The organism is Variovorax sp. RKNM96, assembly GCF_017161115.1.
In the GTDB taxonomy this organism is placed as follows: domain Bacteria; phylum Pseudomonadota; class Gammaproteobacteria; order Burkholderiales; family Burkholderiaceae_C; genus Variovorax.
The window spans coordinates 917,232-932,062 of the sequence record NZ_CP046508.1; the positions used below are offsets into that span (position 1 = coordinate 917,232).

The 14,831-nt window shown below is 66.8% G+C and carries 15 protein-coding genes; 13 read left to right on the forward strand and 2 right to left on the reverse strand.

Annotation, left to right across the window (positions count from 1 at the left end):
• Positions 1-888 (reverse strand): LysR family transcriptional regulator, encoded by an 888-nt coding sequence (locus tag GNX71_RS04130; protein WP_206177149.1) that lies wholly within the window; start codon positions 886-888, stop codon positions 1-3.
• Positions 889-998: 110 nt separating this feature from the next.
• On the opposite strand from GNX71_RS04130, the gene GNX71_RS04135 reads away from it, so the two are divergent.
• The 13 genes from GNX71_RS04135 to GNX71_RS04195 all read left to right on the forward strand — a co-directional run bounded on the left by GNX71_RS04135 (position 999) and on the right by GNX71_RS04195 (position 14,362).
• Positions 999-1,757: an SDR family oxidoreductase gene (locus GNX71_RS04135; RefSeq protein WP_206177150.1), complete on the forward strand. Its 759-nt coding sequence runs from the start codon at positions 999-1,001 to the stop codon at positions 1,755-1,757.
• A gap of 126 nt (positions 1,758-1,883) precedes the next feature.
• Positions 1,884-2,579: a TetR/AcrR family transcriptional regulator gene (locus GNX71_RS04140; RefSeq protein WP_093441643.1), complete on the forward strand. Its 696-nt coding sequence runs from the start codon at positions 1,884-1,886 to the stop codon at positions 2,577-2,579.
• A gap of 71 nt (positions 2,580-2,650) precedes the next feature.
• Positions 2,651-4,447: an acyl-CoA dehydrogenase C-terminal domain-containing protein gene (locus GNX71_RS04145; protein WP_206177151.1), complete on the forward strand. Its 1,797-nt coding sequence runs from the start codon at positions 2,651-2,653 to the stop codon at positions 4,445-4,447.
• 39 nt (positions 4,448-4,486) lie between these two features.
• The gene (locus GNX71_RS04150; RefSeq protein WP_206177152.1) at positions 4,487-4,921 is read left to right on the forward strand and encodes a DUF2147 domain-containing protein; all 435 of its coding nucleotides are present in this window, start codon (positions 4,487-4,489) and stop codon (positions 4,919-4,921) included.
• Between the two features lie 39 nt (positions 4,922-4,960).
• Complete coding sequence (locus GNX71_RS04155) at positions 4,961-7,360, forward strand: 3-hydroxyacyl-CoA dehydrogenase/enoyl-CoA hydratase family protein (protein ID WP_206177153.1); 2,400 nt, start codon at positions 4,961-4,963, stop codon at positions 7,358-7,360.
• Between the two features lie 69 nt (positions 7,361-7,429).
• The gene (locus tag GNX71_RS04160; RefSeq protein WP_206177154.1) at positions 7,430-7,849 is read left to right on the forward strand and encodes an endonuclease domain-containing protein; all 420 of its coding nucleotides are present in this window, start codon (positions 7,430-7,432) and stop codon (positions 7,847-7,849) included.
• Positions 7,846-9,048 (forward strand): acetyl-CoA C-acyltransferase, encoded by a 1,203-nt coding sequence (locus tag GNX71_RS04165; RefSeq protein WP_206177155.1) that lies wholly within the window; start codon positions 7,846-7,848, stop codon positions 9,046-9,048. Before GNX71_RS04160 ends, GNX71_RS04165 begins: the two co-directional genes overlap by 4 nt.
• A gap of 55 nt (positions 9,049-9,103) precedes the next feature.
• The gene (locus GNX71_RS04170; protein WP_206177156.1) at positions 9,104-10,012 is read left to right on the forward strand and encodes an alpha/beta fold hydrolase; all 909 of its coding nucleotides are present in this window, start codon (positions 9,104-9,106) and stop codon (positions 10,010-10,012) included.
• Positions 10,013-10,043: 31 nt separating this feature from the next.
• Positions 10,044-10,880, forward strand: coding sequence for a thioesterase family protein (locus tag GNX71_RS04175; RefSeq protein WP_206177157.1), 837 nt, complete (start codon positions 10,044-10,046; stop codon positions 10,878-10,880).
• A gap of 2 nt (positions 10,881-10,882) precedes the next feature.
• Complete coding sequence (locus GNX71_RS04180) at positions 10,883-11,632, forward strand: SDR family oxidoreductase (protein WP_206177158.1); 750 nt, start codon at positions 10,883-10,885, stop codon at positions 11,630-11,632.
• A 29-nt stretch (positions 11,633-11,661) separates the two neighbouring features.
• On the forward strand, positions 11,662-12,255 hold the full coding sequence (locus GNX71_RS04185; RefSeq protein ID WP_206177159.1) for a 2-hydroxychromene-2-carboxylate isomerase: 594 nt from the start codon (positions 11,662-11,664) through the stop codon (positions 12,253-12,255).
• A 38-nt stretch (positions 12,256-12,293) separates the two neighbouring features.
• The gene (locus GNX71_RS04190) at positions 12,294-13,058 is read left to right on the forward strand and encodes an enoyl-CoA hydratase (protein ID WP_206177160.1); all 765 of its coding nucleotides are present in this window, start codon (positions 12,294-12,296) and stop codon (positions 13,056-13,058) included.
• Positions 13,059-13,204: 146 nt separating this feature from the next.
• Positions 13,205-14,362, forward strand: a complete 1,158-nt coding sequence (locus GNX71_RS04195) for an ABC transporter substrate-binding protein (RefSeq protein ID WP_206179338.1) — start codon at positions 13,205-13,207, stop codon at positions 14,360-14,362.
• Between the two features lie 6 nt (positions 14,363-14,368).
• Here GNX71_RS04195 and GNX71_RS04200 read toward each other — a convergent pair whose 3' ends face one another.
• On the reverse strand, positions 14,369-14,794 hold the full coding sequence (locus tag GNX71_RS04200; protein WP_081268377.1) for an acyl-CoA thioesterase: 426 nt from the start codon (positions 14,792-14,794) through the stop codon (positions 14,369-14,371).
• Positions 14,795-14,831: the final 37 nt, after the last annotated feature.

Sequence of the window (14,831 nt, forward strand, 5' to 3'; positions counted from 1 at the left end):
TCAGCGCAACGCGCGGATCAGCTCGTCGTACACCAGCCGCACGCGCGCCGGCACCGGCGCGCGCTGCGAGCGGTAGACATGGATCGGCCAGGGTTCGGGCGCCTCGGCCTCGAGCACCTCCACCAGTTCGCCCGACGCGATCAGCGGCTCGGCCAGCGGCCCCGCGAGCTGGCCGAAGCCCAGGCCCGCGCGCACCGCGGCGCACTCGGCATCGACGTCGTCGGTGACGAAGGCCGGCGCGGCAACGGGCATCTGCCGCCCCTTGCTGAAGAACCAGGACCAGGGTCGGCCCACGCTGCGGTCCAGCAGTGCGGTGAGCGGAAAGCCGGGCAGTGCCTCGAGATTCTTCGGGATGCCGGTGCGCGCGATCAGCGCCGGTGTTGCCACCACGCGCAGCTGCATCCGGCCGACCGTGCGCGCGACGAAGCGCGCATCGCGGATCGGGCCCGCGCGCACGCCGATGTCGATCTGCTCGTCGACCACGTCGGCATGTTCTTCCGACAGCCGCAGGTCGAGCACCAGGCCCGGATGCGCGGCCAGCATCGGCGCCAGCGCCTCGGGAATCAGCCGGCGGCCGTAGACATTGGGTGCGGTCACGCGCACCGTGCCCGCGTGCTGCGACAGCGCGCGCCGGTCGGTGCGGTGGAACAGCGCATCGACGCCGCCCACCGCGATGCGGGCACGCTGTGCGAGCTGCCGGCCGAAATCGGTCAGCTGTACGCCGCGTGTGCTGCGGTGGAAGAGCGGCTCGCCCAGTTCATCTTCCAGCTCGCGCACCGCGCGCGTCACCACCTGCGGTGAGACTGACAGGCGTACCGCCGCCTCGCGGAAGTTGGCGGCGTCGGCGGCGGTGAAGAACACGCGCAAGGCTTCGAGGCGGTTGGACATGAGGTGTTCCTTGTTGAGGAATTCTGAAGTCGCCAGAGTTTCATTTACTGGAACGCGTGGATTTTCCACACTGCATGCACTTCTTCAACACATCCGAAAGGAATTTCTCCATGACATCCGTTCAAGACAACATCAAGGGCAAGGTCGCCATCGTCACCGGCGCGAGCAGCGGCATCGGGGAATCCACGGCGCGCCACCTGGCCGCGCGCGGCGCCAAGGTGGTGCTCGCGGCACGCCGCACTGACCGGCTCGACAAGGTGGTCGCCGAGATCCGCGAAGCCGGCGGCGAAGCCATCGCCGTGGCCACCGACGTGGCGCAACGCGCCGACCTGGAAAAGCTCGCCGCCGCGACGGTCGAAGCCTTCGGCCGCATCGACGTGCTGGTCAACAACGCGGGCGTGATGCCACTGTCGCCCATCGAGAAGCTCAAGGTCGACGAGTGGGACCGCACCATCGACGTCAACATCAAGGGCGTGCTCTACGGCATCGCCGCGGTGCTGCCGCGCATGCAGGCGCAGGGCAGCGGGCACATCCTGAATGTCGCGTCGATCGCGGGCATCAAGGTGTTCACGCCGATCGGCACGGTCTACAGCGCGACCAAGCATGCGGTGCGCGCCATCTCCGAGGGCTTGCGCGTGGAAATGGGCAACAGCGGCGTGCGCGTGACGGTCGTGTCGCCCGGCGCGGTCGAGTCGGAACTGAAGTTCGGCAGCACCGATGCCGAAGCCGCGGCCGGCGTGAAGGCGTTCTACGACGCGAACCAGATCCCGTCCGATGCGATCGCCCGCGCAGTGGTCTATGCGGTGGAGCAACCGGCGAACGTGGACATCAACGAAGTGGTCGTGCGGCCCGTGTCGCAGGACTTCTGATCGGGGTGGGGTCGGTGTGGCCCCGCTTCGCGTCAATTAACCTTCAGGGATAGAAGGTCATTTGCGGCCAAAAGTGCAAAGCTCCCGCAAAATAGAACGACCGTTCGTTTTATTCGGAGCTCCACGATGTCTGTCAATGCCGTTCCCGCCAAGCCGGCCCGCGCCGCCCAGAAGGGCCAGCAGACCAAGGCCGTGATCGTCGACGCCGCGCTGGCGTTGGCTGCGCAGATCGGGCTCGAGGGCCTCTCGATCGGCGCCGTGGCCGAGATCACCAAGATGAGCAAGTCGGGCGTCTTCGCCCACTTCGGTTCGCGCGAGGAACTGCAGATCTCGGTGGTGCGCGAGTATCACGCACGTTTCGAGCAGGAGGTGTTCTTTCCTGCGCTCTCGGCGCCGCGCGGCCTCCCGCGCCTTCGCGCCATGTTCGCCAACTGGATGAAGCGCACCTCGACCGAGATCGACTCGGGCTGCATCTACATCAGTGGCGCTTCCGAATTCGACGACCGTCCCGGCCCCGTGCGCGATGCGCTGGTCGAGTCGGTCAGCATCTGGCAGGCGGCGGTGCTGCGCGCCATCGTGCAGTCGCAGACCGAAGGGCACCTGCGCGCCGACGCCGACGAGCGCCAGGTCGCGTTCGAGATCCACGGCCTCATCCTCGCGCTGCACTACGAAGCCCGCTTCCTGCAGGTGCCCGGCTCCATCGGCCGCGCGACCGTCGGCTTCAACAACATCCTCGCGCGCAGCGCCACGCCCGATGCGCCGGTCGACCCGGCCGCTGCCGCACCCGCGCCCGCCGGCCGGCGCCTGAAGCCCGTGCGCTGAGCGCGCGGCACCGTTTTCGCTTTCCCCTTTTTTTCTTTTCATCTATCTAGCTTCGACCAGGAGAGTCCCGGATGCCTACCTACAACCCACCCGTGCGCGACATGCAGTTCGTGCTGCACGAAGTGCTCAACGTCACCGAAGAACTCAAGGCACTCCCGGCTCATGCCGAAACCGACGCCGACACCATCAACGCGGTGATCGAAGAGGCCGGCAAGTTCGCCGCCGAAGTGACCTTCCCGCTGAACATCAGCGGCGACGAAGAAGGCTGCGTGCTCGACAAGACCACGCACGAGGTCAAGACGCCCAAGGGCTTCAAGGACGCCTACGCCAAGTACGTCGAAGGCGGCTGGCCCGCGCTGTCGTGCGACCCGGCCTTCGGCGGCCAGGGCCTGCCGTTCGTGGTGAACCAGTGCCTGTTTGAAATGCTCAACAGCGCCAACCAGGCCTGGACCATGTACCCCGGCCTCTCGCACGGCGCGTACGAAGCCCTCAAGGCGCACGGCACCGAAGAACAGAAGAAGACCTACCTGCCCAAGCTCACGAGCGGCGAATGGACCGGCACCATGTGCCTGACCGAGCCGCACTGCGGCACCGACCTGGGCCTCCTGCGCACCAAGGCCGAGCCGCAGGCCGACGGCACCTACCGCATCACCGGCAGCAAGATCTTCATCTCGGCCGGCGAGCACGACATGACGGACAACATCATTCACCTGGTGCTGGCCCGCCTGCCGGACGCGCCCAAGGGCAGCAAGGGCATCAGCCTGTTCGTGGTGCCGAAGTTCAAGGTGAAGGCCGATGGCTCGCTCGGCGAGCGCAACCCGATCTTCTGCGCAGGTCTCGAGCACAAGATGGGCATCCACGGCAATGCCACCGCACAGATCGTGATCGAAGGCGCCACCGGCACGCTGGTGGGCGAACCCAACAAGGGCCTGGCCGCGATGTTCGTGATGATGAATGCCGCACGCCTGGGCGTGGGCAACCAGTCGCTGGGCCTCACCGAAGTGGCTTATCAAAACGCATTGGCCTACGCCAAGGACCGCATCCAGATGCGCTCGCTCTCGGGCGTGAAGGCCAAGGATAAGGAAGCCGACCCGATCATCGTGCACCCCGACGTGCGCAAGATGCTGCTCACCGCCAAGGCGTATGCCGAAGGCGGCCGCGCGCTGCAGATCTTCTGCACGCTGCTGCTCGACAAGGAGCACAACCACCCCGACGAAAAGGTGCGCAAGGACTCGGGCGAACTCGTCGCGCTGCTGACCCCGATCGTCAAGGCCTTCATCACCGACAACGGCCACATCGCGACCAACTCGTGCATGCAGGTGTTCGGCGGCCACGGCTTCATCAAGGAATGGGGCATGGAGCAGTTCGTTCGCGACAACCGCATCAACATGATCTACGAAGGCACCAACACGATCCAGTCGCTGGACCTGCTGGGCCGCAAGATCCTTGGCAACAACGGCGCGTCGCTCAAGAAGTTCGGCAAGCTCGTGGCCAGGCTGGTGGAAGAAGAGGGCGTGAACGAGAAGATGGCCGAGTTCATCAACCCGATCGCGATGCTGGGCGACCAGCTCACCAAGTTCACGACCGAGATCGGCTTCAAGGGCTTCCAGAACCCCGACGAAGTGGGCGCCGCCGCGGTGGACTACCTGCGCGTGGCCGGCCACTTCGTGTTCGGTTACCTGTTCGCCCGCATGGCGCAGGTGGCGCTGCGCGAGATTGCGGCCGGCAACGCCGACCCGTTCTACGTCGCCAAGCTGCAGACCGCGCGCTTCTACTTCGCCAAGCTGTTCCCCGAGACCGCGACGCTGATGCGCACCGCGCGCGCCGGCAGCAAGGTCCTGATGGACACCGACGCCGCGCTGGCCTGAGGCCACTGTCTTTCTTCATCGTCCAACCGGGAGCCGCTCATGAAAACGACACTTGCAGCCATCGTCCTCGCCGCTACTTCTTTCACGGCCATGGCACAGAGCACCCCGGTGGGGCTGTGGCGCAACGCTGACGACAAGACCGGCGAGGTCAAGGCCGAGATCCGTATCGCCGAGACCAACGGCGCGCTCAGCGGCCGCATCGAGAAGTCGCTGAAGAAAGACACCAAGCCCGACGCGACCTGCGACGAATGCAGCGACGACCGCAAGGGCAAGCCGATCACGGGCCTGGAGATCATCCGTGGCGGCAAGAAGGCCGAGGGCAAGGACGTCTGGGAAGGCGGCAAGATCCTCGACCCCGAGAACGGCAAGGAATACCGCGCGAGCTTCACGCCCATCGACGACGGCAAGAAGCTCGAGGTGCGCGGCTACTTGGGCCCGTTCTGGCGCACTCAAACCTGGACCCGCGCGCAGTAACCCTGCCGCGCGTTTTCAACCGAAGAAATACCAAGCAACATGTCCCGATTTCAAGTGAAGAAGGTCGCCGTGCTCGGCGCCGGCGTGATGGGCGCGCAGATTGCGGCCCACCTCGTCAACGTGCGCGTGCCCGTCGTGCTGTTCGACCTGGCGGCCAAGGAAGGCCCGAAGAACGGCATCGTCACGCGTGCCATCGACAACCTCAAGAAGCTCAAGCCCGCGCCGCTCGGCGATGTGGCCGATGCGGGCCTGATCGAGCAGGCCAACTACGACGACGACCTCGCCAAGCTCGGCGAGTGCGACCTCATCATCGAAGCGATTGCAGAGCGCATGGACTGGAAGCTCGATCTCTACAAGAAGATCGCGCCTCACGTGGCCAAGCATTCGATCCTGGCCTCGAACACCTCGGGCCTGTCGATCACCAAGCTGAGCGAGGCGTTGCCTGAAGCATTGAAGCCGCGCTTCTGCGGCATTCACTTCTTCAACCCGCCGCGCTACATGTTCCTGGTGGAGCTGATCAACACGCCCACCACGCAGCCCCAGGTGCTCGACGACCTCGAGGCCTTCGTCACCAGCACGCTCGGCAAGGGCGTGGTGCGCGCGCACGACACGCCCAACTTCATCGCCAACCGCGTCGGCATCGCCGGCATGCTGGCGACGCTGAAGGAAGTCGAGAAGTTCGGCCTCACGCCCGACGTGGTGGACGACCTCACCGGCAAGAAGCTGGGCCGCGCGAGCTCGGGCACCTTCCGCACCGCCGACGTGGTGGGCCTGGACACGATGGCCCATGTCGTGAAGACGCTGCAGGACAACCTGAACGCCGAGAGCGATCCGTTCTACGCCAACTTCTCGACGCCGCCGGTGCTTGCCAAGCTGCTCGAGCTGGGCAACCTCGGCCAGAAGACCAAGGCCGGTTTCTTCAAGAAGGTGGGCCGCGACATCCTGCGCTTCGACCTGAAGAGCGGCGAGTACGTGCCCGCCGGTGCGAAGGCCGACGAGGTGTACGGCCGCATGCTCAAGAAGCCCGCGGGCGAACGCCTGAAGCTCCTGCGCGAGAGCGAAGGGCCGCAGGGCCAGTTCCTCTGGGCGATCCTGCGCGACGGCTTCCACTACGCCGCCGTGCACCTGGCCGACATCGCCGAGAGCGCACGCGACATCGACTTCGCGATGCGCTGGGGCTTCGGCATGAAGCAGGGCCCGTTCGAACTCTGGCAGGAAGCCGGCTGGGCGCAAGTCGCCAAGTGGGTGCAGGAAGACATCGATGCGGGCAAGGCATTGAGCACGGTGCCGTTGCCGAGGTGGGTGTTCGAAGGCGCAGTGGCCAAGGCCGGCGGCGTGCACATGCCCGAAGGCTCGTGGAGCGCGTCGCAAGGCCAGTTCGTTCCGCAACGGAAGCTCCCGGTGCACGACCGCCAGCTGTTCCCCGAGAGCGTGCTCGGCGCGAACGCGCCCGATGCCAACACCGTTGGCACGACGATCAGCGACGAAGGCGATGTGCGCGTGTGGACGCTCGACGGCGAAGTGCTCATCGCGAGCATCCATTCGAAGATGCACGCCATCAGTCCCGACGTGGCCGAAGCGCTGGGCGCCGCGGTCGAGCTGGCTGAGGCTGAATACAAGGGCCTGGTGATCTGGTCGCCCGACGAGATGTTCTCGGTCGGCGCCGACCTGCAGGCGATGCTGCCGGCCTTCGTGGTCGCTGGCATCGGCGCGGTCGAAGGCGCGGAAGAAGAGCTGCAGAACGTGATGCTCAAGATCCGCTATGCCAGCGTGCCGGTCGTCTCGGCCGTGCGCGGCCTGGCGCTGGGCGGCGGTTGCGAACTGGCCGTGTATTCGGCCAAGCGCGTGGCTGCGATGGAAAGCTACATCGGCCTCGTGGAAGTGGGCGTGGGCCTGATCCCCGGCGCGGGCGGGCTGACTTACATCGCACGCCGCGCTGCGGAGAACGCATCGGCTTCGACGGGCACCGACCTGTTGCCCTTCCTCACCGAAGGCTTCACCGCTGCGGCGATGGCCAAGGTCGGCACCGGCGCGCTCGATTCGAAGAAGCTCGGCTACCTGCTCGACAGCGACGTGATCGTGCCGAACAAGGACGAGCTGCTCTACGTCGCGCTGCAGCAGGCCAAGGCGATGGCCGACGCCGGCTACCGCGCACCGCTGCGCCGCACCTTCCGCGTGGCGGGCCGCAGCGGCGCCGCGACGATCAAGGGTCAACTGGTGAACATGCGTGACGGCGGCTTCATCAGCGCGCACGACTTCCACATCGCGAGCCTGATCGCGAACGTGGTCACCGGCGGCGACGTGGACGCGGGCTCCCTCGTGACCGAGGAATACCTGATGACGCTGGAACGCAAGGCGTTCTGCTCGCTCATCGTGCATCCCAAGACGCAGGAGCGGATCATGGGGATGTTGAGTACGGGGAAACCGGTGCGGAACTAACCTGAGTCTTCCTCTTCCTCCTTCCCCTTCCGGGGGAAGGCCGGGATGGGGGCTCTCCACTCAAGCACGATGCGAAACCAGTCCACCCCCAACGCCCGCGCGAATGCACAGGCGCTTCGCCGCGAGATGACCGATTCGGAGCGCAAGCTCTGGAGTGGACTGCGCGCAGAGCAACTGGGTGTGAAGTTTCGTCGTCAGCATCCGTTGGGTAACTACATCGCCGATTTCGCGTGCCTCGAACCGAAACTGATCGTCGAACTCGACGGATCGCAGCATCGCACCCAACAAGGCTACGACGCGCAGCGTGATGCGTTTTTTCGTACGCAAGGCTTCGATGTGCTGCGTTTCGCATCGAACGAACCGTTCATCAATCTCGATGGGGTGCGCCAGGCCATCGCCAACCGGCTCGCTGAATTGACGCCGTCGGCCCCCATCCCAGCCTTCCCCCGGGAGGGGAAGGAGCAAGAAAATCCAGGAGCTTCCTCATGAGCAGCAAACAAATCCAAGACGCCTACATCGTCTCCGCCACCCGCACCCCCATCGGCAAATCCCACCGCGGCTACTTCCGCAACTACCGTCCCGACGACCTGCTCGCGACAACGCTGAAGGCGGCGCTGGCTGCCGTGCCGGGCCTCGACCCCAAGGCCATCGAAGACATCATCTGCGGCTGCGCGATTCCCGAGTCGCAGCAGGGCCTGAACGTCGCGCGCATCGGCGCGGTGCTGGCGGGCCTGCCGACCAGCATCGGCGGCATCACCGTCAACCGCTTTTGCGCGTCGGGCCTGTCGGCCGTGCAGATGGCCGCGGACCGCATCCGCGTCGGTGAGGCCGACGTGATGATCGCGGCCGGCGTCGAGAGCATGAGCATGGTGCCGATGATGGGCAACTCGCCGTCGCTGTCGCCTTCCATCTTCGAGCGCGAAGGCGACGTGGGCATTGCCTACGGCATGGGCCTCACGGCCGAGAAGGTCGCGCAGCAATGGAAGGTGAGCCGCGAGGCGCAGGACGAATTCGCGCTCGCCTCGCACCAGAAGGCACTGGCCGCGCAGAAGGCCGGCAAGTTCGCGGACGAGATCACGCCCATCGAGGTGACCGACCGCACGCCCAACCTGGAGACCGGCGAGTCGATCGCCAAGACCCGCACCGTGAACCTCGACGAAGGCGCGCGCCCCGACACCAGCCTCGAGGGCCTGGCCAAGCTGCGCACCGTGTTCGCCGCGCGCGGCACCGTGACGGCGGGCAACAGCTCGCAGACCTCCGACGGCGCGGGCGCGCTGATCCTGGCGAGCGAGAAGGCCGTCAAGCAATATGGCCTCACGCCGCTCGCGCGCTTCGTGAGCTTCGCGAGCAAGGGCGTGCCGCCGCACATCATGGGCATCGGCCCGATCGAGGCCATTCCGGCTGCGCTGCGCTATGCGGGGCTGAAGCACGAGGACATCGACTGGTTCGAGCTCAACGAAGCCTTCGCCGCGCAATCGCTCGCGGTGATCAACACGCTGGGGCTCGATCCGTCGAAGGTCAACCCGATGGGCGGCGCGATTGCACTGGGCCATCCGCTCGGCGCAACCGGCGCGATCCGCGCGGCGACCGTGGTGCACGCGCTGCGCCGCGAGAACCTGAAGTACGGCATGGTCACGATGTGCGTGGGCATGGGGCAGGGCGCTGCCGGGATCTTCGAACGCGTCTGATCGGCAACGCGCAAGGCACCACGACGAGTGCCTGCGCAACGAAGGAGACAACTTCATGCAGACGCAGCAGCTCCGGGTCGACGGCGGCGCGAAACAACTGGCGGTTCGCCGCTACGAGCCCGCCGGCGCACCGCGCGCCAGCATCGTGATCGGTGGCGCGATGGGCGTGCGCCAGTCGTTCTACGAACCCTTCGCGCAGTGGCTCGCCCGGCAAGGCCTGCGCGTCTGGACCTTCGACTACCGAGGCTCCGGCGAATCGCTCGGCGATGCGCCGCTGCGCGGCTTCAAGGCCGATCTGTTCGATTGGGCGCGTGACTACGAAGCCGTGATCGACACCGCCAAGGCCGCGTTGCCCGATGAACCGCTCTACCTGCTGGGCCACAGCCTCGGCGCGCAGCTGCCGGGCTTCCTGCAGCGCCCTGAGCAGGTGGCGGGCCTCGTGAGCATCGCGGCCGGCAGCGGCTACTGGCGCGAGAACGCGCCGAAGCTGCGGCGCAGCATCCTTTACTTCTGGTTCGTGCTGGTGCCGCTGGTCACGCGGCTGTGCGGCTACTTCCCTGGCCGCAAGCTGAAGAAGGTCGGCGACCTGCCGCGCGGCGTGATCCTGCAATGGCGCCGGTGGTGCCTGAACCCGCGCTACAGCCTGGGCGCCGAGGGCGAGCTGGCGCAGCAGAGCTACGGGCGCGTGCGCTTCCCGGTGCTTGCGCTGTCGATCACCGACGACGAACTCATGACGCTCGCGGGCACCGAGAGCCTCGTGAGCTTCTATGCGGGCGCGCCGAGCGCGGTCGAGCGCATCGCGCCGGCCGACGTGCAGGCGCGGCGCATCGGCCACTTCGGCTTCTTCCGCGAGCAGTTCAGCCAGAGCCTCTGGCCGAGCGTGGTGGACAAGCTCCACCGGCTGGCTGCACTGACCGCCCCTGCCGCGGTGCAGCACGCCAACGTCCCGCACACGACTGCGTGACGCCATCCTCCGGAGGCACACTGCAAGCACCATGAGCAGCACGCAACACCCCTTCGACAAGGCCCTGGCCCTGCACCACAGCGATATCCGCGTGGGCCACTTCACGGGCATGACCAGCCCCGACTACTGGAACATGGTCGGTCCCTTCGGCGGCACCACCGCGGCCCTCGTGCTGCAAGCGGTGCTGCGGCACCCCGACCTGCTCGGCACGCCCATCGCGCTGACCGTCAACTACGCGGCCGCGCTCGAAGCCGGCGCGTTCGACATCCAGGCCACGGCCGTGCGCACCAACCGCTCGACGCAGCACTGGACCGTGCAGATCACGCAGGCCGGCGCGAGCGGCGCGCCGAACATGACCACCACCGCCACCGTGGTGACGGCCGCGCGCCGCGACACCTGGGGCGAAAGCGACATGCCGATGCCCGAGGCACCGAAACCCGAGATGGTCGAGCGCATCAGCATCGGCCCGTCCGGCGTGGCCTGGATCAACCAGTACGAGATGCGCCCGTTCAGCGGCGGCATTCCCGCGAAGTGGGACGGCAACCTGCAGCACAGCGAAACCCGCATCTGGCTGCGCGATGCGCAACCGCGGCCGCTCGACTTTCCTTCGCTCGCCGCGATGAGCGACATGTTCTATCCGCGCGTGTGGCTGCGCCGCGCCAAGCATGTGCCGGCAGGCACGGTGTCGATCACCACCTATTTCCACGCCGGGCCGGAGCAACTGGCCGAGGTCGGCACGGGCTACCTGCTGGGCCGCGCGGCGGGGCAGCAGTTCTTCAACGGGTTCTTCGACCAGACAGCGCATCTGTGGAGCGAGAAGGGCGTGTTGCTCGCCACCTCGAACCAGATCGTCTACTACAAGGAATAGAAATGGCCGCTCTCCAGAAAGCCGCGCTCATCGTCGGCGCCGGCGATGCCACCGGCGGCGCCATCGCCCGCCGCTTCGCGCGCGAGGGTTTCGCCACCTGCGTCACGCGCCGCAGCCTCGACAAGCTGCAACCGCTGGTCGCGCAGATCGAGGCCGACGGCGGCCGCGCCCATGCGTTCGCCTGCGATGCGCGCAAGGAGGAAGAGGTCGTTGCGCTCATCGAGCAGATCGAATCGACGGTCGGCCCCATCGAGGTGATGGTGTTCAACATCGGCGCCAACGTGCCCGAGAGCATCCTCACCGAGACCGCGCGCAAGTACTTCAAGGTGTGGGAGATGGCCTGCTTCTCGGGCTTCCTCAATGGGCGCGAAGTGGCCAAGCGGATGGTGGCGCGCGAAGTGCCGAAGGGCGGGCATCGCGGCACGATCATCTTCACCGGTGCCACCGCATCGCTGCGCGGTGCAGCGAACTTCGGCGCGTTCTCGGGCGCGAAGATGGCGCTGCGCGCACTGGCCCAGTCGATGGCGCGCGAACTGGGGCCGCAAGGCATTCACGTCGCGCATGTGGTGGTCGACGGCGCCATCGACACCGAGTTCATCCGCAGCAACTTCCCCGAGCGCTATGCGCTCAAGGAGAGCGACGGCATCCTGAACCCGGACCACATCGCCGACAGCTACTGGATGCTGCATTCGCAGCCGCGCGATGCGTGGACGCACGAGCTGGACCTGCGGCCCTGGTCCGAGAAGTTCTGACAAACAAATCAAGAGATCCGGAGACGCCCATGACAAAGACCGTCGAGTTCTATTTCGACTTCGGCAGCCCCGCCGCCTACCTGGCCGCGACCCAGCTGCCGCACGTGTGCGCGGACACCGGCGCCGAGCTGGTGTGGAAGCCCATGTTGCTGGGCGGCGTGTTCCAGGCCACCGGCAACCATTCGCCCGCCGAGATCAAGCCCAAGGGCCCGTACATGAACATCGACCTCAAGCGCTTCGCCAGGCGCTACGGCGTGCCGTTCGTGCACAACCCGCACTTCCCGATCAACACGCTGCTGCTGATGCGCGGCGCCACCGGCCTGCAGATGAAGGAGCCCGAACGCTTCGGCGCGTACGTCGATGCGATCTACCACGCGATGTGGGTCGAGCCGCAGAACCTCAACGACCCGGCGACGGTCGGCGCCGTCTTGCAAAATGCGGGCTTCGACGCCACTGCGCTGCTCGCGCTGGCCGGCGCGCAGGAAGTGAAAGACCGCCTCAAGGCCGTCACGCAGGAAGCGGTGGAGCGCGGTGTGTTCGGCGCTCCCACCATGTTCGTCGGCGACCAGATGTTCTGGGGCCAGGACCGTCTCGATTTCGTGCGCGAAGCACTCGACGCCTGAGCGTCGTCGACAACCGTTTTTATCCAAGGACCATTCCCATGAGCGACATCCTCGTCCACACCGAAGCCGGTGTGATGACCATCACCTTCAACCGCGTCGACAAGAAGAACTCGATCACCAGCAGCATGTACGCCGAGCTGGCCGATGCGCTCGCCACGGCCGAAAGCGAAGCGGCCGTGCGCTGCGTGCTGATCCAGGGCGACCCGACGATCTTCAGCGCGGGCAACGACATCGGCGACTTCCTCAACGCGCCGCCCGCCACCCAGGAATCGCCGGTGTTCCGGTTCCTGCGCGGCATCGCCACCTTTCCGAAGCCCATCGTCGCGGCCGTCTGCGGCCCGGCCGTGGGCATCGGCACCACGATGCTGTTCCATTGCGACCTCGTCTATGCGGGCGACAACGCGGCGTTCTCGATGCCCTTCGTGAACCTGGGCCTGTGCCCCGAAGCGGCGTCGAGCCTGCTCGTGCCGCAGATGCTGGGCTACCACCGCGCGGCTGAGGCGCTGCTGCTGGGCGAGCCTTTCATGGCCGAGGCCGCGCTCGAGGTGGGCCTGGTCAACCGCGTGGTGCCGCCGACCGAAGCCAACGGCATCGCGCAGACGCAGGCCCGCAAGCTCGCGGCCAAGCCGCTGAGCGCGCTGGTCGAGACCAAGCGCCTGCTGAAGAAAGCGCAGCTGCCGGCCGTGCTCGAGCGCATGGGCGAAGAGGGCGTGAGCTTCGGCCGCATGCTGCGCGAGCCGGCTGCCAAGGAAGCGTTCGGCGCGTTCATGGAGAAGCGGAAGCCCGATTTCTCTAAGGTCTGAGGGTTCCTCCCGCGTTGGCCCGCGGACAGTGCCCGCTTACACTGTCCGCCGTGCAAGTTTTCGAGACAAGACCGCTTGAAACGCCCGTCCAGCGGGCGAATGATGCTACTGAAAAAGTAGCATTCGATCCCGTGCGCAGGCGTACTTTGGGCTTGCTTGCGGGCGCCTTGGCGGCGCCTTCCGTGGTCCTCGCACGGGTTCGTCCGCTGCGCATCGGCGTCATCGGTTCCTGGTCCGGCCCCTATGCGGGCGGCGGGCGCCAGTTCGATGCGGGCATGTCGGTCTGGCTGGCCGCGCACAACCAGCAGATCGCGGGGCGGCCGGTGGAACTGCTGCGCCGCGACGTGCCGGGCAGTGCGCCCGAGCAGGCGCGCCGCAATGCGCAGGATCTCGTGGAGAACGAGCGCGTCGATCTGCTCGCCGGCCTGGACTTCAGCTCCAACGCGTACGCCGTCGGCACCATCGCCGCGCAGGCGAAGCTGCCGCTGGTGGTGATGAACGCGGCGTCTTCGGGCATCACGGCGCGCTGTCCCTATGCCGTGCGGCTGTCGTTCACCATCGCCCAGGTCACGCTGCCGCTCGCGCGCTGGGCGCTGCAGCAGGGCCTGCGCGACGTGTGCACGGTGGTCGCCGACTACGCCTCGGGGGTCGATGCCGAAAGCGCCTTCGTCGCGGGCATCACCGCCGGCGGAGGCCAGGTCGGCGCGATGCTGCGGGTGCCGCTCAACACGCTCGACTACTCGGCCTACATGCTGCGGCTGCGCGAACTCAAGCCGCAGGCGGTGTTCTTCTTCCTGCCCTCGGGGCAGATGCCCACGACGTTCCTCAAGTTCTGGCGCGACCGCGGCATGGCCGACACCGGCATCCGCCTGCTCGCGACCGGCGATGCCACCGACGACCACTACCTCGAAGGCATCGGCGAACTGGCCGATGGCCTGGTGACCAGCCACCACTACTCGTTCGCCCATGAATCGCCGGCCAACCGCCGCTTCACGGGCGTCTTCGAGACGGAATACGGCAGCCATCTGCGGCCGGCCTATTTCGCGGTGGCGGCGCACGACGCGCTCGCGGCCATCGATGCCGCGATGACATCGCCTTCTGCGCGCGGCAACGCGAGCGGGGAACGTCTGGTCGATGCTTTCCGGGGCCTCAAGTTCGAGAGCCCGCGCGGCCCGATCGAGATCGACGCCCACACGCGGGACATCGTGCAGACCGTCTACATCCGCCGCACCGAGCGGCGCGACGGGCGCTGGATCAACCGCGAGTTCGAGCGTTTCGAGCGCGTGCGCGACCCGGGCGTCTGAGCCCGTTCAGGGCTGCTGCTCGATCGGCCGGGGCCGGCCGTTGTCGTCGATGGCCACGTAGGTGAACGTGGCCTGCGTCACCTTGATGTATTCGCCCTGCGCCCGGAAGCGTTCGGCGAACACCTCGACCGTCACCGTGACCGAGGTGCGCCCGATGCGCACCAGCTTCGAATAGAACGAGAGGATGTCGCCCAGCCGCACCGGCTGCTTGAAGATGAACTCGTTGACCGCCACCGTGGCCTGCCGGCCCTTGGCATAGCGCGCCGGGATCACCGAGCCGGCCAGGTCGCACTGCGCCATGACCCAGCCGCCGAAGATGTCGCCATTGGCGTTGCAATCGGCCGGCATCGGGATGACCTTGAGCACCAGCTCCATGTCGGTGGGCAGGCTTTTGAGGGTCGCTGCGGCGGCAGCACTGGAAGTATCTGACATGGGCACAATCTGGCAACAAACAACAACCACGATTGTC